General features: G+C 44.2%; 18 protein-coding genes and 1 tRNA gene. 7 read left to right on the plus strand and 12 right to left on the minus strand.

The window, feature by feature from the left end; all coding sequences use genetic code 11:
* Nucleotides 1-429: 429 nt before the first annotated feature.
* The 12 genes from rlmM to hemA form a co-directional block, all read right to left on the minus strand.
* A complete protein-coding gene (rlmM, locus tag EXT48_RS12965) occupies nucleotides 430-1,515 on the minus strand; it encodes a 23S rRNA (cytidine(2498)-2'-O)-methyltransferase RlmM (RefSeq protein ID WP_045961995.1) in 1,086 nt (361 codons plus the stop codon).
* A 13-nt stretch (nucleotides 1,516-1,528) separates the two neighbouring features.
* The gene (locus EXT48_RS12970; protein ID WP_130126782.1) at nucleotides 1,529-1,897 is read right to left on the minus strand and encodes a DUF423 domain-containing protein; all 369 of its coding nucleotides are present in this window, start codon (nucleotides 1,895-1,897) and stop codon (nucleotides 1,529-1,531) included.
* Nucleotides 1,890-2,528: an alpha/beta family hydrolase gene (locus tag EXT48_RS12975; RefSeq protein WP_045989837.1), complete on the minus strand. Its 639-nt coding sequence runs from the start codon at nucleotides 2,526-2,528 to the stop codon at nucleotides 1,890-1,892. Before EXT48_RS12975 ends, EXT48_RS12970 begins: the two co-directional genes overlap by 8 nt.
* Nucleotides 2,525-3,430 carry a transcriptional regulator GcvA gene (locus EXT48_RS12980; RefSeq protein ID WP_010370478.1) on the minus strand — a complete coding sequence of 302 codons (906 nt, stop codon included), beginning with the start codon at nucleotides 3,428-3,430 and terminating at the stop codon, nucleotides 2,525-2,527. Before EXT48_RS12980 ends, EXT48_RS12975 begins: the two co-directional genes overlap by 4 nt.
* A gap of 85 nt (nucleotides 3,431-3,515) precedes the next feature.
* The gene (kdsA, locus tag EXT48_RS12985; RefSeq protein WP_010370475.1) at nucleotides 3,516-4,370 is read right to left on the minus strand and encodes a 3-deoxy-8-phosphooctulonate synthase; all 855 of its coding nucleotides are present in this window, start codon (nucleotides 4,368-4,370) and stop codon (nucleotides 3,516-3,518) included.
* Nucleotides 4,371-4,380: 10 nt separating this feature from the next.
* On the minus strand, nucleotides 4,381-5,631 hold the full coding sequence (locus tag EXT48_RS12990) for a DUF819 domain-containing protein (RefSeq protein ID WP_010607347.1): 1,251 nt from the start codon (nucleotides 5,629-5,631) through the stop codon (nucleotides 4,381-4,383).
* A 36-nt stretch (nucleotides 5,632-5,667) separates the two neighbouring features.
* Entirely contained in the window at nucleotides 5,668-6,534 is an 867-nt protein-coding gene (locus tag EXT48_RS12995; RefSeq protein ID WP_039491951.1) for a tetratricopeptide repeat protein, read from the minus strand.
* Between the two features lie 149 nt (nucleotides 6,535-6,683).
* Nucleotides 6,684-7,058, minus strand: coding sequence for a SirB2 family protein (locus tag EXT48_RS13000; protein ID WP_029215915.1), 375 nt, complete (start codon nucleotides 7,056-7,058; stop codon nucleotides 6,684-6,686).
* Nucleotides 7,059-7,066: 8 nt separating this feature from the next.
* Nucleotides 7,067-8,608, minus strand: coding sequence for a response regulator (locus EXT48_RS13005; protein ID WP_069022213.1), 1,542 nt, complete (start codon nucleotides 8,606-8,608; stop codon nucleotides 7,067-7,069).
* A 47-nt stretch (nucleotides 8,609-8,655) separates the two neighbouring features.
* Nucleotides 8,656-9,498 (minus strand): peptide chain release factor N(5)-glutamine methyltransferase, encoded by an 843-nt coding sequence (gene prmC, locus EXT48_RS13010; RefSeq protein WP_130164714.1) that lies wholly within the window; start codon nucleotides 9,496-9,498, stop codon nucleotides 8,656-8,658.
* Nucleotides 9,498-10,586, minus strand: a complete 1,089-nt coding sequence (gene prfA / locus EXT48_RS13015; protein WP_010607352.1) for a peptide chain release factor 1 — start codon at nucleotides 10,584-10,586, stop codon at nucleotides 9,498-9,500. The genes prmC and prfA overlap by 1 nt, the downstream gene beginning before the upstream one ends.
* A 7-nt stretch (nucleotides 10,587-10,593) precedes the next feature.
* Nucleotides 10,594-11,850 carry a glutamyl-tRNA reductase gene (gene hemA / locus EXT48_RS13020; RefSeq protein ID WP_069022217.1) on the minus strand — a complete coding sequence of 419 codons (1,257 nt, stop codon included), beginning with the start codon at nucleotides 11,848-11,850 and terminating at the stop codon, nucleotides 10,594-10,596.
* Nucleotides 11,851-11,933: 83 nt separating this feature from the next.
* On the opposite strand from hemA, the gene lolB reads away from it, so the two are divergent.
* From lolB to EXT48_RS13055, 7 genes are all read left to right on the plus strand, one after another.
* Nucleotides 11,934-12,518 (plus strand): lipoprotein insertase outer membrane protein LolB, encoded by a 585-nt coding sequence (gene lolB, locus EXT48_RS13025; RefSeq protein ID WP_165384108.1) that lies wholly within the window; start codon nucleotides 11,934-11,936, stop codon nucleotides 12,516-12,518.
* Nucleotides 12,515-13,363, plus strand: a complete 849-nt coding sequence (gene ispE / locus EXT48_RS13030) for a 4-(cytidine 5'-diphospho)-2-C-methyl-D-erythritol kinase (protein WP_130164716.1) — start codon at nucleotides 12,515-12,517, stop codon at nucleotides 13,361-13,363. The genes lolB and ispE overlap by 4 nt, the downstream gene beginning before the upstream one ends.
* Nucleotides 13,364-13,455: 92 nt before the next feature.
* Nucleotides 13,456-14,403: a ribose-phosphate pyrophosphokinase gene (locus EXT48_RS13035; RefSeq protein WP_010370444.1), complete on the plus strand. Its 948-nt coding sequence runs from the start codon at nucleotides 13,456-13,458 to the stop codon at nucleotides 14,401-14,403.
* A gap of 161 nt (nucleotides 14,404-14,564) precedes the next feature.
* Complete coding sequence (locus EXT48_RS13040; RefSeq protein WP_010370441.1) at nucleotides 14,565-15,173, plus strand: 50S ribosomal protein L25/general stress protein Ctc; 609 nt, start codon at nucleotides 14,565-14,567, stop codon at nucleotides 15,171-15,173.
* Nucleotides 15,174-15,192: 19 nt separating this feature from the next.
* The gene (pth, locus tag EXT48_RS13045) at nucleotides 15,193-15,777 is read left to right on the plus strand and encodes an aminoacyl-tRNA hydrolase (RefSeq protein ID WP_130164717.1); all 585 of its coding nucleotides are present in this window, start codon (nucleotides 15,193-15,195) and stop codon (nucleotides 15,775-15,777) included.
* 96 nt (nucleotides 15,778-15,873) lie between these two features.
* Nucleotides 15,874-16,965 (plus strand): redox-regulated ATPase YchF, encoded by a 1,092-nt coding sequence (gene ychF / locus EXT48_RS13050; RefSeq protein WP_010370435.1) that lies wholly within the window; start codon nucleotides 15,874-15,876, stop codon nucleotides 16,963-16,965.
* A gap of 310 nt (nucleotides 16,966-17,275) precedes the next feature.
* Nucleotides 17,276-17,352, plus strand: a tRNA-Met gene (locus EXT48_RS13055).
* Nucleotides 17,353-17,556: the final 204 nt, after the last annotated feature.

Genomic DNA, 17,556 nt, shown 5'->3' on the forward strand with positions numbered 1-17,556 from the left:
CATCAAGAGCCCGGATATAAGCACGCAATCACACCAATAATGCTAAAAATGGCTTGTACAATTGGAGGAGTCCATATAAGCCGCTTTACGCGGCGAGCTTGATAAAAAAGATCGCGATGTGAAATCGCTCCTACAAATAAGCTAACACCTGTGTGGGAGACGCTTTACGCGGCGAGCTTGATGAAAAAGATCGCGATGTAAAATCGCTCCTACAACTAAGCTAATATCGGTGTGGGAGCCGCTTTACGCGGCGATCTTTATGAAAAATATCGCGATATGAAATCGCTCCTACAACTAAGATAACACCCGTGTGGGAGCCGCTTTACGCGGCGAGATTGATAAAAATATCGCGATGTGAAATCGCTCCCACAAATAAGCTAACACCTGTGTGGGAGCTGCTTTACGCGGCGATCTTGTTATCGTTTAAAATCAGCTATACAAATTTTGCGGTACTTTAAGCACATTAATATGTACCGTGACTTCCTCACGGTCATGATATAGGTGCTTTGCTTGGATCTCATAATCCACATTGTACTTTTGCAGCTCTTCATGGATAAGCGTAAGACATTCATACACACTGTCGAAGCGTTTTTTCATCGGTAGCTTTAAGTTAAAGATCAGCTCTCGAGCAAATGCATTCACCACCCAGTCCACCATCAGATCAGCAACACGCGTTGGCTTTTCGACCATATCACACACCAGCCAATCAATATTGCGTTTTTCTGGGCGATATTTGAATCCATCTTCACGATAGTGCTTCACTTGTCCCGTTTCCATCAGGTCATCATTCATCGGGCCATTATCGATTGAGGCGACGAACATACCACGGCGTACGAGTTGGTATGTCCAACCCCCAGGACAAGCACCTAAATCAACGGCTCGCATCCCCGCACGCACACGTGTTTCTTGCTGATCTTTAGGCACAAAGACATGGAATGCCTCGTCTAATTTTAGCGTCGAGCGGCTTGGTGCGTCCGACGGCATTCTCAGACGTGGGATCCCCATAAAGAATGGCGAATTGTTATCACTAAACGAATAACCAACATAAGCAGTGTTATTGGCAAGGAACAATACATGTAATACAGGCTTGGCAGGTTTTACCTCACGAGTCAGCTTGTTTTGCTTCTCGAGCGCCTTAGACAAAGGGGTTGAAAACTTTTTACAGAATTTAGAAAGTTCTTTTCCTTCATTAGTATCTGGCGTTTCAACGCGCAGCTCACCACACAAAGGAAAACCTTCCACAGCCGCTTTTATCACGCTCACTCTGTCTTCAATCGGCATATGGGTATGCAAAGTGCCAACAAACCACTGCCTTGCAAACACCAGTTTCTTAAAGTCGATTTTCTTCGCTAAGGTCTCAGCATCATTTGGCGAAAAGCACTCAAAAGTTACAAAAGCAGTATTCGGCTTAGCTTTTACGTAGCCTGCAATTCCATGCTTTGCAGCATAATGATTAATTTCGGCTGCGGCGTCACTTTCAAAACCACCGCGACAATAGATAACGATACTCGACATTAGATTCTCTAGATTAAAAGGAAGATTTAGCGGCTTGAACTATCAATAAAATCCAAGCAATTAAAAAACAGGTACCACCGATTGGGGTGATTGGCCCTAGCCATTTCATACCTGTTAAGGCAAGTAAGTACAAACTACCACTAAATAGCAGTACACCAGCAATAAAGAAACCGCCAGCAACTTGCACCTTGAGGCCCCATTTGATTAAAAACGCGGTGGCAATAATGGCAAGGCCGTGAGTCATTTGGTACTGTGACGCCGTATTAAAAATACCAATGGCGTAGTCGTTCAAACGTCCTTTGAGACCGTGAGCGGCAAACGCGCCCAATGCCACAGACAATAAACAAAACACGCTGCCAATGATCAAGTAGAGCTTAGCCATGACAGCGCTCCTTAATAAAATTCGCCGCTATCACGGCAGCATTCGCGCGGCTCTCTGACTCGCTTACACCACTCACTTTACGAGGCTTGAGTGAATGGTCGCCATCTTTGAGCCATTTCACCATGACTTGCTCTGGAAAGCACATGGCATCAACCTCTGTACGATTGCCAAAGGTATCACGTTCGCCTTGTAAAATGAGCAGCGGACATTTCAGCTCAGGAAAATGGTCCACTCTGAGCTTTTCCGGCTTACCTGGCGGGTGGAATGGGTAACCAAACGCAAGTACCCCTTCCACTTTTACGGTGGTTTCACAGGCCAGCATAGATGCCATACGCCCGCCCATTGACTTACCACCAATGAAGAGCGGTAAACTTGGCTCTACTGCGGCCAATACTTGCTGAAAATACGCGAGTAGCTTAGGGGCACGCTCTGGTGGGCGCTTTTTCCCTTCTTGTTTGGCTTGCTGCATATATTCAAAGTCAAAGAGTCCAACTTGAACGCCCTTAGAAGCAAGCAATTTAGCCATTTCTTGCATAAAATCGCTATCGCTTCCTGCGCCTGCACCATGGGCAAAAATAAACTGTGCAACTGGGTTTTCAGCATAGTGCCATTCAATATTTACTGCGCTCATAAACTATTTAACTCTTGTTCGTGTTCTACCATACCGAGCATCCATTCTTTGAATGAAACTATTTTACCCAGCTCTGACTGCGACTCTCTAAATACCAAATAATAGGCATTTTTACTTTCGAGGTGGTGACTAAACGGAATAACCAGTCGCCCTGCATCTATATCCGGCCTTGCCAGTACGCTATTGCCCAGCGCCACGCCTTGGCCGTGAATTGCTGCCTGTAACACCATAGAAGAGTGACTGAAGATAGGGCCAGTATTTACCGCCACATTTCTGACCCCTGCGGTTTTCATCCATGCCTTCCAAGCGCGACGCGTGGTGTCATGGAGTAAAGTATGCTGGGCCAAGTCACTTGGCTGATTAAGCGGTTTGGGGCCTGTTAACAAAAATGGACTACATAACGGCACAAAGTACTCGGTATGTAGCTTATGGGTTTGCACCCCATTCCAGTTACCACGACCATAGTAAATCGCGACATCAACATCATCCGTTAACGAATTATCATCGTGATCTTGGGCTTTGATCCGTACGTCGATTTCAGGGTGCAACTCATTAAAGTTACTCAGCCTTGGTACCAACCATTGAATTGCAAAGCTCGGCGTCAAACTCACCGTTAACGACCCTTTTGCGCCTCGCGCTAGGAGCTTTTCAGTTGCATCGATTAATTGTGAAAAAATATCTTTAATATCGAGGTAATAGCCCTGCCCTTCCTCAGTTAACAGTAAAGAGCGATTTTTTCGCAAAAACAGTTTTAAACCTAGATGTTCTTCTAAGATTTTAATTTGATGACTAACCGCAGCTTGAGTGACGTACAACTCCTCCGCTGCTTTGGTAAAGCTCAGGTGTCGTGCCGCCGCCTCAAAGGCTTTTAATGCATTTAATGGTGGAACTCGTCGTGACATTCATTCATGCCTATAAAAAACCCGCTAACCGCGGGCAAGTAAAATCCCCAAACAACATCTAATTATGAGGTCGCTTGGGTATAGATTATAAATCAGCTGCGCTGGTGTCCAGTGGCGCAAAACTCTTAACTAGCTCATCTACCGCTTTCATTTGTTGTAGGTAGCCTTCAAGTTTAGCCAATGGCAATGCACAAGGACCATCACACTTAGCTTCATTTGGATTCGGATGCGCTTCAATAAAGAGTCCAGCTAACCCAAGTGCCATACCGCTACGAGCAAGCTCAGCAGCCTGAGCACGGCGGCCATCGGCAGAGTCGCTACGACCACCTGGACGCTGTAGCGCATGTGTCGCATCAAAAATAACAGGAGCCATACGCTTCATGTCATCCATGCCCAGCATATCTACGATCAAGTTGTTATAACCAAAGCTACTGCCGCGTTCACAGAGGATAACTTTGTCATTACCCGCTTCATTGATTTTCTTAATGATATGACGCATTTCATGTGGCGCTAAAAACTGTGGTTTTTTCACGTTGATCACCGCGCCAGTTTCTGCCATCGCTACAACTAAGTCAGTTTGACGGGCAAGAAACGCTGGTAATTGGATCACATCAGCAACTTCTGCAACAGGTTTTGCTTGGAATGGCTCATGTACATCGGTGATCACCGGTACATTAAAGGTCTTTTTGATTTCTTCAAAAATCTTTAAGCCTTCTTCCATGCCTGGGCCACGGTAAGAGTTAATTGACGAACGATTAGCCTTATCAAATGACGCTTTAAATACGTATGGGATCCCAAGCTTACTTGTGACTTCGACGTAATGCTCTGCGATTTGCATTGCTAAGTCACGAGACTCAAGCACATTCATTCCACCGAACAGTACAAACGGCTTATCGTTTGCAACTTCTCGTCCCGCAACGTTAATAATATCTGTATTCATTTTTTATCCTTTAGCTGCCTATTACACGAAGCAATTGTCCGCATAACCAAGCCATATAAGTACCAAGGGCATAACCAAGCACCGCCAGTAACACACCGACCGGAGCAAGCGCTGGGTGGAAAGCCGAGGCCACCACCGGCGCAGATGCCGCACCACCAATGTTTGCTTTACTGCCAACGGCAACATAAAACACAGGTGCTTTAATTAATTTAGCAACGATAAATAACAAACCAACATGCACGGCCATCCAAATAACACCAATAACAACGTATTTAGGCGCCTCAACAATTTTGGTGATATCCATGTGTAGACCAATGGTTGCTACTAAAATATATAAAAAGCTCGAGCCAATTTTTGACGCGCCAACCGCTTCATATTGACGTGCTTTGGTAAACGAAAGTGCTAGACCTATGGTTGTAACGAGGACAATGATCCAAAACAGTTTGCTGTGAAGAGAGAACTTCTTCAGCTCTGGGTAGTTACTACTAAAAAATGGCACCAGTAAGTCCGCAGCAAAATGCGCAAGCCCCGTTGCACCAAAAGCAAAACCAACTAGGATCATCAAATCTTTGAGCTCGGGTTTTCTTGCGTGCTCGGCTTCAAATGCTTGTACTTTGTCAATTAGGCGGTTGATTGAAGAAGTATCCGCCCCGGTTCGCGCATCAATTTCTTTATTACGCGCCGCCATATAGAGCAAGCACGCCATCCACAAGTTTGCGACAACAATATCAACCGTTACCATGATGGTGAAGATTTCTCCGCCTGCGCCGTAAATCTCTTTCATCGCCACCATATTGGCACCGCCACCAATCCAGCTTCCTGCCAGCGCGGCCATACCACGCCATACGGCTTCTGGGCCTGTTACACCAAGTAGCTCAGGCATAAAGGTAGCAGTAAGTAAAAGCGCAATTGGGCCACCAATCACCACACCCACCGTTCCCGTCAGGAACATGATAATTGCCTTTTTACCCAAAGCCGCTATCGATTTTAGGTCAATACTCAGTGTCAATAACACCAAACAAGCGGGTAACAGATAATACTTTGCTACCGTGTAAACATCGTTATTGTTGCCATCAACGATACCAAAGGTATTTAACAGAGATGGTAAGAAATAACACATCAACAGCGCCGGCACGTACTTGTAAAACTTTGCCCAAACTCCGCTTTTTTGACTCGATGTGTAAAAAACAAATCCCAGAATAACGGCCAATAGGCCCATAATTACCGCGTTATTGGTAACGAGCGCAGCGCTTTGCTCCATAAATCCTCGCTGTTATTATTTTTTATATAACTATTTTTAATGCAAAATATTATTATGATCGGCCAACTCTTTGATCTGATGCTGGATCACTTCAATGGTTGGGTCGTCCGGACATTCATCAACAAAAAATTGTAAGTCATCTTTTGCCATCTTCGGACAGTTTAATTGGTTGAGTAGATAGCCTCTATCACGACGTTCATAAGGATCATCGCCTAAGATATCCATCAACTGCTCGACGCAACTTAGCGCGTGACCAAACTTTTCTGCCGCAATAAACGCCCATTTTTGCTGAGACAAATAAAGCTTTAACGACTCTTCGTTAAAAATAAGCTCCATCGGCTCTTGGTCTTTTTCTTGCTCTTTGTCTTGATTGTTTTCGTTTTCTGGAATTATGTACCAGCTCTGGTGGCCTGAACTTGGTTCAATGACATAACCTTCTTCTTCGCTAAAAGCGACGTGCACGACAATCTCCCCTTGGCTTAGAGCAAGGCTTGCCTCTAATTTCGCTCGTTCAAGCAGATGCACTAAGACAAGACCCAGTGCGGTATTGGTACCACTGCGCATAGAAAGTGCATAACAAACGCTATTGAGCTTATATTCAGGCACCTTTTGACTGCTACCACTGAATAGCCACAAGGTATAAAAAGCGTCTAAGATTTCATCCAAACATTTATGATTGTTTGCATGCTTATGGCGAATTTCATCCACGGCAAATTCAAGCTCCGCTAACTGACACAAAGTTTCATTGGTGTCAGCTTGTGCATCCCAACTTTGCTCAGCCTTGATACAACGGATCAACGGCGGATAGGAAAATGCATCTGAATTGTCATCGAGAGATAAGTCATTCTCATCTAACCAGATATCATTCTTCATAGAATTCGGTTTCTCTTGAATTGCTTTCATTTAGAACGACTAGTTTACCACTTTTTGTCATATTCCCAAGGGGGGAAATTTAGTAATACCAATCTATCGTTCGCTGAAATAGTAAAAATGTTTACTTATTATGGAGATATAGAAGCGCTCGGCGATAAGCCAAGCGCCAATTGAAATGCTTAAGCAAAGAAGCCTTGCTTGCTTACGGCGAGATGCGCGATAGCCATTAGTACCAATGTTGCAGCGCCTAGCGCCAAATATTTGGTCTTTTTAACACTTGCTTTTGCAATTACAAAACCCAGCGCAATATAACCAAACACCAATACGATTTTTTGTAGTAGCCAAGGTTGTTGTGCAGGATTGAGCCCCGCCGTTACTGCCAAAATAACCGCTGTAACTAACAACAAAGTGTCTACACTGTGGCTGGTAATAAACACGCCTTTGTTTGTTGCTAATTTACCAGAACCCAAACGCGAAAACGCGCGAGTGTAAAATAGCACTATGCTCAATACCACAAATAGTAAGTGCGTATGTTTTAACGCCATGTAATCCATATTATTCTCTAATCAGGGAAACGTTGTAGGATCAATTCTAACTCATTAATACAACGGTTGAATACATCTACGAGTTTGGGGTCAAAGTGTTTTCCCTTTTGCGCAGTAATCTCTTTTTGCGCTTCTTCTTGGCTCCATGCCTCTTTGTAGCAACGTTTATGGCGTAAGGCATCATACACATCAGCTAGTGCTACGATGCGACCATAAAGGTGTATTTCATCACCTTTTTTACCTTTCGGATAACCGCTACCATCCCATTTTTCATGGTGGTCTCGAGCGATTAGTGCGCCCGCACTGACAATCTCACGGCGAGAATCTTTTAACAAGTCAAAGCCTTTGTCTGTATGGGTTTGCATGACTTTCCACTCTTCGTCATCCAGCTTGCTAGGCTTATTTAAAATCGCGTCAGGAATACCAACTTTACCCACATCGTGCAGTGGTGACGCCATTTTCACCAGCTCAGCTTCTTTATCAGAAAGACCCATTTCTTTGGCAAGCGTATGACAAAGATATGCAACGCGCTTAACATGATTGCCAGTATTGGTTGAATGAAGCTCAAGCGCTTCACTTAAACGGATCACCAGTTCTTGCTGGGTATCTTCAATCTCGGCTTGTAGCTGTACATTTTCGTACGCCAATTGCATATTCTGAGCAAAAATATCAATTAAATGGCGCTGAGTTTCGGTTAAGAATTCAGGAATACCAGACACAAATAGCATGGAGGCGTGGTTATAGTCACTGGAGCAATAGGCGAATAGATAATTATCTTTATATACAATGTCTTTATCTTGTAGTGCTTTTAAGCAAGCATCCATTTGGTCGCTGCTAAGCACTTCAGAAATCGGCTTACCTTCGCTACTTTCAAACTCTCCACGCCCCGCAAATACAACCAGTTGATCGTTCGTTTGACCTGGCTCTTTACCCGCCGCAAGTGACGTTGCATACATAGCTTGGTCGACCGTACCTATCAGCGAAGTGAGTTGCTGTAACACCCCCTCAATAAAACTCTCAATTGAGTGAGTAGCAAAAATATCGCGAGAGGCTTTAATGATTTTCTCAAGCCCTTGTCTTGATTGATCGATGGCGAGGATGTCGCGATATGAACGTAAACTCGACATGACTACAGTAAAGAGCTTTTGCGCGGTGAGTTCTGTTTTTGATTTATAGTCGTTGATATCGTAGTTCACGATAACTTGGCGTTCAGGCGCTTGACCCGGCTGACCGGTTCTTAAAATGATACGGATATGATTGTTTTTGGCGGTTTCACGAATGTATTTTGCGACCTGCAAACCAGCATCGTCGGTTTCCATGACAACATCCAGTAACACCACCGCAGCATCGGGATTGGCATCGACGATTTTCTTTGCTTCTTCACCCGAATAAGCGCTAATAAATTCCAGACGCTTTTTTTGAAACTCAAAGTCACTCAGTGCTAACTTTGTCACTGCATGCACTTCGGGCTCATCATCGACAATAATAACCTTCCAAGTGCCTACTTTTTCAGGTTCAACTACGTCAGCGGGTTCGTCTGAAAACAAAAAATCATCCATATTGCGGATCCTATTGAAGCGCCTAACTTTCGTGTGAGTTCATGACTTTACGGCAACATTGCCAACGTCACTCTATCACACCCTGCCATATCTTTTATTGTAAGTATATTAATATACGCCATTTCTGCAAAAAACTGTTGGATCTTATCTGCTTGCTCAAAACCATGTTCAAGTAGCAAATATCCCCCCGAGTTCAGATGTAGCTTAGCCGTCCTGATGATATGAAAAATATCCGCATAGCCATGGTCATCCGCGACCAGCGCGCTGAGCGGCTCAAATCTCACATCCCCTTGTGATAAGTGGTGATCGGCTTCATCAATATAAGGTGGATTACTCACAATCAAATCAAACTGTTGATCTGCAACTGCACTAAACCAATCACTTTGCAAAATCGACACGTTTCTAAAGCCCAACTGAGATTGATTAGACTTTGCAAGCGCCACGGCATCTGCTGAAGCATCTACTGCGGTGATTTGCCAAGCTGGATATTCACTCGCCAACGCCAGTGCAATCGCGCCAGTGCCTGTGCCTAAGTCTAGCACTTGAGCGTCATTTGGCATATTGAGTGTTAAAACATGCTCAACCAGTGTTTCAGTATCAGGTCTTGGAATAAGTGTGCTGTTGTTGACTTTTAAAGGCAGGCTCCAGAATTCCCTTTGACCTGTGATGTGTGCCACGGGCTCTCCCGTAACACGGCGTGCGATACATTCTTCGAATCGCTGCTGCTCTAGTGTAGAAAGCTCAGCTTCGGGCCAAGTAAAGAGATAAGTGCGGTTTTTATCGATAACATGGAGTAGCAACACTTCGCTATCGAGCTTTGCTGACTCGGAGTGTGGTAACAGTTCAGAGGTTGCCCAAGCAACGGCTTGGGCAATGTTAAGTGTTGGCATTAATCGCTTTCGCTCATTGCTGCTAGTAGATCAGCCTGATATTCAATAACCAGCGGATCGATAACAGCGCCCAACTCACCGGAGATCACTTCATTAAGGCGATATAGCGTCAAGTTGATACGGTGATCGGTAATACGGCCCTGCGGGAAGTTGTAAGTACGAATACGCTCAGAGCGGTCACCGCTACCTACTAGATTACGACGTTCAGAAGCTTCTGCCGCTGCACGTTTTTCATCTTCTGCTTGCTGTAAACGCGCACTTAGTACAGACAGCGCTTTCGCTCTATTTTTATGTTGTGAACGTTCGTCCTGACATTCAACCACAACGCCTGTCGGCAAGTGAGTGATACGAATAGCAGAATCGGTTTTGTTTACGTGCTGACCACCGGCACCCGAAGCACGGAAAGTATCCACTTTTAGGTCAGATGGATTAATTTCGATTGCTTCTGCTTCTGGGATCTCTGCCATCACGGCAACCGTACATGCAGAGGTGTGAACACGGCCTTGAGATTCGGTTTCAGGCACACGTTGTACACGGTGAGCGCCAGATTCAAACTTAAGTTTGCCATAAACACCGTCGCCACTAATATTAGCGATAACTTCTTTATAGCCACCGTGCTCGCCTTCGTTAGCGCTCACGATTTCAACGCGCCACTTTTGCGTTTCTGCATAGCGGCTATACATACGGAATAAATCGCCAGCGAAAATCGCGGCTTCATCACCACCAGTTCCCGCACGCACTTCCAAGAATACGTTGTTATTGTCTTTTGGGTCTTTTGGTAACATCAATACTTGAAGGTCATCTTCAAGCGCAGCAATGGCAGCTTTTGCTTCTTTATACTCTTCCTGTGCCATTTCACGCATGTCTGGATCTGAGTCTTTTAGCATTTCTTCAGCAGTTGCGACGTCTTCCTGAGCCTGCTGGTAGGCTGTAAACGCTTTAACTACGTCTTCCAATTCTGAAAACTCTTTTGACAAGGCGCGAAAGCGGTTCTGATCGCTAATCACCTCAGGCGAGCTTAGCATCGCTTGAACTTCTTCATAGCGCTCTACTAAGGTTTCTAACTTACGATATACAGACTCTTTCATTTACACGTTATTCCTGCTCAATACCTAATGTTTGCTTGAGTTGCGCTAACTTATCTATATCGCCTTCTTTCGCAGCCTCTTGAATGGCGCGTGTTGGTGCGTGTGTTAGTCGATTACTCAGCTTATTTGCTAATTCAATAATAATTTTATCTGCTTCTTTGCCCGATTGTAGCTGATTTATTGCTTTGTCCACGAGCTCATTTTTAATTTCTTGTGCGCTTTGGCGATACTGCCTAATCACATCCACTGAATGCAGCGAACGTTGCCACTCGGAAAACTCTTGCGTGCGTACATCGATAATCTGCTGCGCTTCAATGGCCGCTTGTTCACGACTGGCCAAGTTTTCATTGACTATCGCCTGCAGGTCATCAACTGAATAAAGATAAGCAGCATCCAACTCTGACACTTGGCTTTCGATATCGCGAGGCACCGCGATATCGATAAATAACATTGGTTTATGGCGACGTTTTTTAAGCGCTTGCTCGACCACTCCCTTACCGATAATTGGTAAGGTGCTCGCAGTTGAACTAATAACAATGTCTGCACTTGGTAGCGCATCTGGCAACTGTGCCAGTGAAATAACACTGCCGCCAACTTCTTTTGCTAGGTTTTGTGCGCGCTCAATTGTGCGGTTCGCGACTGTGATTGACTTTGGATTATGCTGCGATAAGTGTTTAGCAACTAACTCAATTGTTTCACCGGCACCAATTAACAAGACCTGAGTTTTGTCCAATTGACCATAAATATGCTTTGCCAAATTAACAGCAGCATATGCCACAGAGACTGCACTTGCACCAATATCGGTCTCAGTGCGTACTTGCTTCGCCACCGAAAAAGTCTTTTGGAATAAGCGCTCAAATGTTGGCTGAATTGCATGGTGCTGTTTGGCTGTACTAAAAGCTTGTTTAATTTGCCCAAGAATTTGTGGCTCACCTAAAACCAATGAGTCAAGACCGCAGGCAACTCGCATTAAATGGTTCACCGCATCCTGATTCATATGCACATAGACATTTTCTGTTAAGTCTCGTTGCTCTATGTTATGAAAATCTGACAACCAACCGAGTAGTGCTTGGGGATCAGCAGACTCAAGGCTACAATAGATCTCGGTTCGATTGCAGGTCGACACAATCACAGATTCTTTAAACTGCGAAGAATGTTGGAGTTGGTGCAATGCTTCTGTAAGCTGTTCTGGAGAAAACGCCACTTTTTCACGTAATTCTACAGACGCGGTTTTGTGATTGATACCAAGTGCGATGATGGTCATAGATGCCAGTATTGCTCGAGCCCTGCTTTAAAGCCGGCAATTTTACCAAAAATCAATCGAATATGGAAAGTAAGGAAAGGCCTTTGAGACAACTTCATTTGATTTTACTCATATTTTTATTAATTTTAACGGGTTGTGCGCAACAATTACCTCAGCAAAACGTAGCACAAGACTGGCAATCTAGGCTAAAACAACAAAAAAATTGGCAAGCGAGAGGTAAACTTGCATTTATTGCCCCAGACAATCGTCAATCAGCTAACTTTAATTGGTATTTAAAAGAAGATAAACAAAATCTGATTTTAACCAGCTTTGTTGGCACCCGCATATTCGAACTAGAAGAATTAGACACACATTCGGAGCTGACCTTTGAAGACAATGTCCATAAAGGCATGGACAGTAGCGATCTGGTTAAGCGTTTAAGTGGTCTCTCTCTTCCGGTCAATCAAGCCCCTCAATGGCTAACGGGCTTAGTTGAAGCACCAGCCAGCGAACTTGATAACCTTGGCAGAATAAGCAATGCACAGTGGCAAAGCCCATCTGGCCGAGTGTGGCAAATCACCTATCAACAATATAAAATGCAAGACGGAATGTGGCTGCCTAGCCGCATGAAACTCTCATCGACCAATATTGAGGTCAAAGTATTAATCACTTCATGGCAGTTTAAATGAAGACATTGACGCTAAGCGCACCGGCAAAATTAAATCTTTTTTTGCATATCAATGGCCGTCGAGAAGACGGCTACCATGAACTAGAAACTTTATTTACTTTCTTAGATTTTGGTGATGAATTAGCATTTACGCTAACCAGTAACCAGCAAGAAATCGTCATTTGTGGTGACACCGCCGGTATTCCACTCGAAGATAACCTCATTTATAAAGCCGCCAAAATTCTTGAGCCCTATAAAAAAATTGCGGCTGGTGTCGACATTCACTTAAATAAACAGCTTCCCATGGGTGGAGGTGTTGGTGGTGGTTCATCCGATGCTGCCACGACTTTATTGGCACTCAATGCGCTGTGGCAATGTCAGCTTACTATCCCAGAACTTGCAAAACTTGGTCTGCAGCTAGGCGCCGATGTGCCTGTTTTTGTTGAAGGTAAAACAGCTGTAGCCCACGGCGTTGGCGAGCAACTTGAGCCAATTGAGATCGCCCAAAAATGGTATTTGGTGGTTGCCCCACCCGTTCATGTCAGTACCGCGTTAGTCTTTACTCACCCAGATTTACCACGCAATACGCCTAAGCTAAAAAGCGGTTGGAAACTCTCGGATACGGGCAACGACTGTCAAACTCTTGTCAAAAAGCTTTACCCCGAGGTTGAAAAGACCCTCGCGTGGTTGCTAAAATATGCACCAACCAAAATGACTGGTACTGGAGCTTGTTGTTTCGCGGAGTTTGAAAATCGTGAGGCAGCGCTGCGTGTGCTCGAAACTCTACCTTCATCTTGGCAGGGCTTTATTGCCCAAAATACAAGTGAGTCAATTTGTCATCGACAATTGCGCGCTTGGCAAAACTAGAAGTAAATTGTTTAAGTTAGCTTGTTTTGACTTTTTTATTTCATGGTCATTGCATGTTAGTCCAAAAAATTCAGTGCCTGAGGAACCCTACCGTGCCCGACATGAAGCTCTTCGCTGGTAACGCAACACCTGAGCTAGCTCAAAAAGTTGCAAAACGTTTGTTTATTGAGTTAGGTGATGCCGTTGTTGGCCGTTTTAGCGACGGTGAAATTAGCGTTCAAATCAACGAAAACGTTCGTGGTTCAGATGTATTCATCATCCAATCAACATGTGCTCCTACAAATGATAATTTAATGGAGTTAATCGTCATGGTTGATGCGCTACGTCGTGCATCTGCTGGTCGTATCACAGCCGTTATTCCTTATTTCGGTTACGCACGTCAAGACCGCCGTGTGCGCTCTGCTCGTGTTCCAATTACTGCTAAAGTTGTTGCAGACTTCCTTTCAAGCGTAGGTGTTGACCGTGTTCTAACCGTTGACCTACACGCAGAACAAATCCAAGGCTTCTTCGACGTACCTGTTGACAATGTATTCGGTAGCCCAGTGCTAATCGAAGACATGAAAGAGCGTAAGTTCGAAGATGTAGTAGTAGTTTCACCTGATATCGGTGGTGTGGTTCGTGCTCGTGCGATTGCAAAACTGTTAGATGATAAAGACCTAGCGATCATTGATAAGCGTCGTCCACAGGCTAACGTTTCTCAAGTTATGCACATCATTGGTGATGTTGCTGGTCGTGACTGTATCATTGTCGATGACATGATAGATACAGGCGGTACTTTATGTAAAGCAGCAGCAGCACTTAAAGAGCACGGTGCAAAACGCGTATTCGCTTATGCAACCCACCCAGTACTTTCGGGCAATGCTGCGGAAAACCTACGCAACTCAGTTATCGATGAAGTTATCGTGACTGACTCAATTCCACTTTCTGATGAATTGAAAGCGCTTGATAACATCAAAGTACTAACACTTGCAGATATGATGGCCGAAACTATCCGCCGTATCAGCAACGAAGAGTCAATCTCTGCGATGTTTCAACACTAATCGGCACCAAAACTGATTAGCCAAAAAGCACCTCTGGTGCTTTTTTTGTTTTATAGGTTTCATTGCAAGTGCGTTAGTGGTATACTGGCGCGCCTTTTTTAGGCAGGGAGCTTGGTCGCGAGCTCTCTGACACATTAACTTAAATTATTTTGGAGACATCCATGTCTGTATACAAATTAGACGCTGAAGTACGTTCTGACCTAGGTACTGGTGCGAGCCGCCGCCTACGTCGCGCTGACAAAGTTCCTGCAATCCTATACGGTGCTGGTAAAGATGCAGTTTCACTAACTTTTGATCACAACAAAGTATTGAAAGCGCAAGAAGACGAAGGTTTCTACACTCACATCCTAACGCTAAACATTGGCGGTGAGTCTGTTGAAGCAATTCTTAAAGATATGCAACGTCACCCGTACAAGCCTAAGATCACTCACTTAGACTTCCAACGCGTTGATGCTTCTCAAAAGCTTCACACTAAAGTTCCTGTTCACTTCATCAACGAAGAGAAAGCAACTAAAGGTGGCAACACTATCGTTCACCAACTAACTGAAATTGAAATCACTTGTCTTCCTGCAAGACTTCCTGAGTTCATCGAAGTTGACGTAGCGACTCTAGCTGTTGGCGCAACTCTACACCTATCTGATATCAAGCTTCCAGCTGGCGTTGTTTCAGTTGAACTTGCTAAAGGTGCAGATCACGACCAAGCAGTTGTTTCAGTAAACGCTCCTAAAGCAGCTCCTGCTGAAGAGTCTGCTGAAGACGCAGCTGAGTAATTGTTCAGGTGTTAACACCTTGAATAATATTCAAATGCTTGTGGGCCTGGCTAATCCAGGCCCCGAATACGCAAACACCCGTCATAACGCTGGCGCTTGGTTTATCGAAGAACTAGCCAGAAGATACAACTGCCTCCTAAAACCAGACGCTAAACATCACGGCCTCACCGGCAAAGTGCTCATCAATAATCAAGAGTTTAAATTGCTGATCCCTACGACTTATATGAACTTAAGTGGTAAAGCGGTCGCGAGTCTTGCCAATTTTTATAAAATCCCCGTCGAGAGTATTCTTGTTGCTCACGATGAAATGGATTTAGAACCCGGTATCGCCAAACTCAAAAAAGGTGGTGGTAACGGCGGTCATAATGGCTTAAAAGACATAATCGCTAAAATGGCAAATAACAAAGAATTTATGCGATTGCGTGTTGGTATTGGTCACCCAGGACACAGAGACAAAGTCACGGGGTGGGTTTTAGGCAAAGCACCACAAGCTGATCAAGAGAAAATTGATGCCGCTGTGGATGAAGCAGTCCGATGTATGGAAATACTCGCAAAAGACGGTGTGTTAAAAGCGCAAAATCGACTACATTCATTTAAACCGTAACAGTTCACTGCTGCGATTGATTGAGTAATACCTAAGCTTCTCGTTCGCCATGATGCGTGCTTGAGATAATACGGTAGAAATTTAGGAATAAACACTATGGGTTTTAAATGTGGCATTGTTGGTTTACCTAACGTAGGTAAATCTACTTTATTTAATGCGTTGACTAAAGCGGGCATTGAGGCCGCAAACTTTCCTTTCTGTACTATCGAACCGAATACCGGTGTAGTACCAGTACCAGATGCTCGTCTTGACCAGCTAGCTGAAATTGTAAATCCTCAGCGTACTATCCCAACTTCAATGGAGTTTGTGGATATTGCCGGTTTGGTAAAAGGCGCTTCAAAAGGCGAAGGTTTAGGTAACCAATTTTTGGCAAACATCCGTGAAACGGATGCTATCGGTCACGTAGTTCGCTGTTTTGAAAATGAAAATATCGTTCACGTTGCTGGTCAAATCGATCCTGCTGAAGACATTGATGTTATCAACACTGAGCTGGTACTTGCAGACATGGATACTGCTGATCGCGCGGTTTTACGTAACGCGAAGAAAGCGAAAGGCGGCGATAAAGACGCGAAATTTGAACTTGTTGTACTTGAAAAAGTAAAAGCGCACTTGGACGAAGGCTTAACGCTTCGCTCACTTGAGCTAAATAAAGAAGAAGCGGCAGCAATAAGCTACCTAAACTTTTTAACGATCAAGCCAACTATGTACATCGCCAATGTTAACGAAGATGGCTTTGAAAACAACCCATTCCTAGACAAAGTACGTGAAATTGCAGCAGCAGAAGACGCGGTTGTGATCCCTGTATGTGCAGCAATTGAGGCTGAACTTTCTGAACTTGAAGAAGAAGATAAGAAAGAGTTTATGGATGACTTAGGCTTAGAAGAGCCAGGCCTAAACCGCGTGATCCGTGGTGGTTATGAGTTGTTGAAACTGCAAACTTACTTTACAGCTGGCGTAAAAGAAGTGCGTGCATGGACTATCCCTGTTGGCGCGACAGCACCTCAAGCTGCTGGTAAAATCCACACAGACTTTGAACGTGGTTTTATTCGTGCACAGACTATCGGCTTTGATGATTATATCGAGTTCCGTGGTGAATCTGGTGCGAAAGACGCAGGTAAAATGCGTCAAGAAGGTAAAGAATACATCGTGAAAGATGGCGATGTGATGAACTTCTTATTTAACGTGTAACCATAGTTACTACACGCTATTTCAATAAAAGGAGCTTCGGCTCCTTTTTAGTTTTATCAACTCTGCTTTTTAATCAAATAAGTACCTTGTTCTTCAGAGTAAGTTATAGACTTCAAAGGAATAAAAATTCACAGGTTTTGTTAAAAATTTGCAATTGCCCCGCTTGATTTGATATAAAAACAAGCCGTTTCGCTTAATTTATCTGCAAACAAACTGTGTTAGCAGATTTTTTGCAAAAAAGGTGTTGACGGCTTGGGGGCATATACGCATAATACGCCCCGCATCAGCGATGATGAGAAGTTAAAGAGATGGCTATGTAGCTCAGCTGGTTAGAGCACATCACTCATAATGATGGGGTCCCCTGTTCAAATCAGGGCATAGCCACCATGCTTTAACTACTACCAAAACTCATCGATTTTTTGTTGCAAAAAATATGCGGAAGTAATGGAATTGGCAGTTGTCTTAATATAGACGCTGGATTTAGGTTCCAATAACTAATGCAAAAAGATGTGCGGAAGTGGCGGAATTGGTAGACGCGCTGGATTTAGGTTCCAGTATCTTCGGATGTGAGAGTTCAAGTCTCTCTTTCCG

Origin of the sequence: Pseudoalteromonas sp. CO348, assembly GCF_004208845.1 — a bacterium.
GTDB classification, from domain to species: Bacteria; Pseudomonadota; Gammaproteobacteria; order Enterobacterales; family Alteromonadaceae; genus Pseudoalteromonas; species Pseudoalteromonas maricaloris.

Bases quoted from the DNA above. Each gene is read 5' to 3' on its own strand.
- EXT48_RS13040 (WP_010370441.1), top strand. From the start codon at position 14,565: ATGTCTGTATACAAATTAGACGCTGAAGTACGTTCTGACCTAGGTACT.
- rlmM (WP_045961995.1), bottom strand. From the start codon at position 1,515: ATGTCGAGTATCGTTATCTATTGTCGCGGTGGTTTTGAAAGTGACGCC.
- ispE (WP_130164716.1), top strand. From the start codon at position 12,515: ATGAAGACATTGACGCTAAGCGCACCGGCAAAATTAAATCTTTTTTTG.
- EXT48_RS13000 (WP_029215915.1), bottom strand. From the start codon at position 7,058: ATGGATTACATGGCGTTAAAACATACGCACTTACTATTTGTGGTATTG.
- EXT48_RS12980 (WP_010370478.1), bottom strand. From the start codon at position 3,430: ATGTCACGACGAGTTCCACCATTAAATGCATTAAAAGCCTTTGAGGCG.
- prmC (WP_130164714.1), bottom strand. From the start codon at position 9,498: ATGCCAACACTTAACATTGCCCAAGCCGTTGCTTGGGCAACCTCTGAA.
- EXT48_RS13005 (WP_069022213.1), bottom strand. From the start codon at position 8,608: ATGGATGATTTTTTGTTTTCAGACGAACCCGCTGACGTAGTTGAACCT.
- hemA (WP_069022217.1), bottom strand. From the start codon at position 11,850: ATGACCATCATCGCACTTGGTATCAATCACAAAACCGCGTCTGTAGAA.
- EXT48_RS12970 (WP_130126782.1), bottom strand. From the start codon at position 1,897: ATGGCTAAGCTCTACTTGATCATTGGCAGCGTGTTTTGTTTATTGTCT.
- EXT48_RS12990 (WP_010607347.1), bottom strand. From the start codon at position 5,631: ATGGAGCAAAGCGCTGCGCTCGTTACCAATAACGCGGTAATTATGGGC.
- ychF (WP_010370435.1), top strand. From the start codon at position 15,874: ATGGGTTTTAAATGTGGCATTGTTGGTTTACCTAACGTAGGTAAATCT.
- prfA (WP_010607352.1), bottom strand. From the start codon at position 10,586: ATGAAAGAGTCTGTATATCGTAAGTTAGAAACCTTAGTAGAGCGCTAT.
- EXT48_RS12975 (WP_045989837.1), bottom strand. From the start codon at position 2,528: ATGAGCGCAGTAAATATTGAATGGCACTATGCTGAAAACCCAGTTGCA.
- EXT48_RS12995 (WP_039491951.1), bottom strand. From the start codon at position 6,534: ATGAAAGCAATTCAAGAGAAACCGAATTCTATGAAGAATGATATCTGG.
- kdsA (WP_010370475.1), bottom strand. From the start codon at position 4,370: ATGAATACAGATATTATTAACGTTGCGGGACGAGAAGTTGCAAACGAT.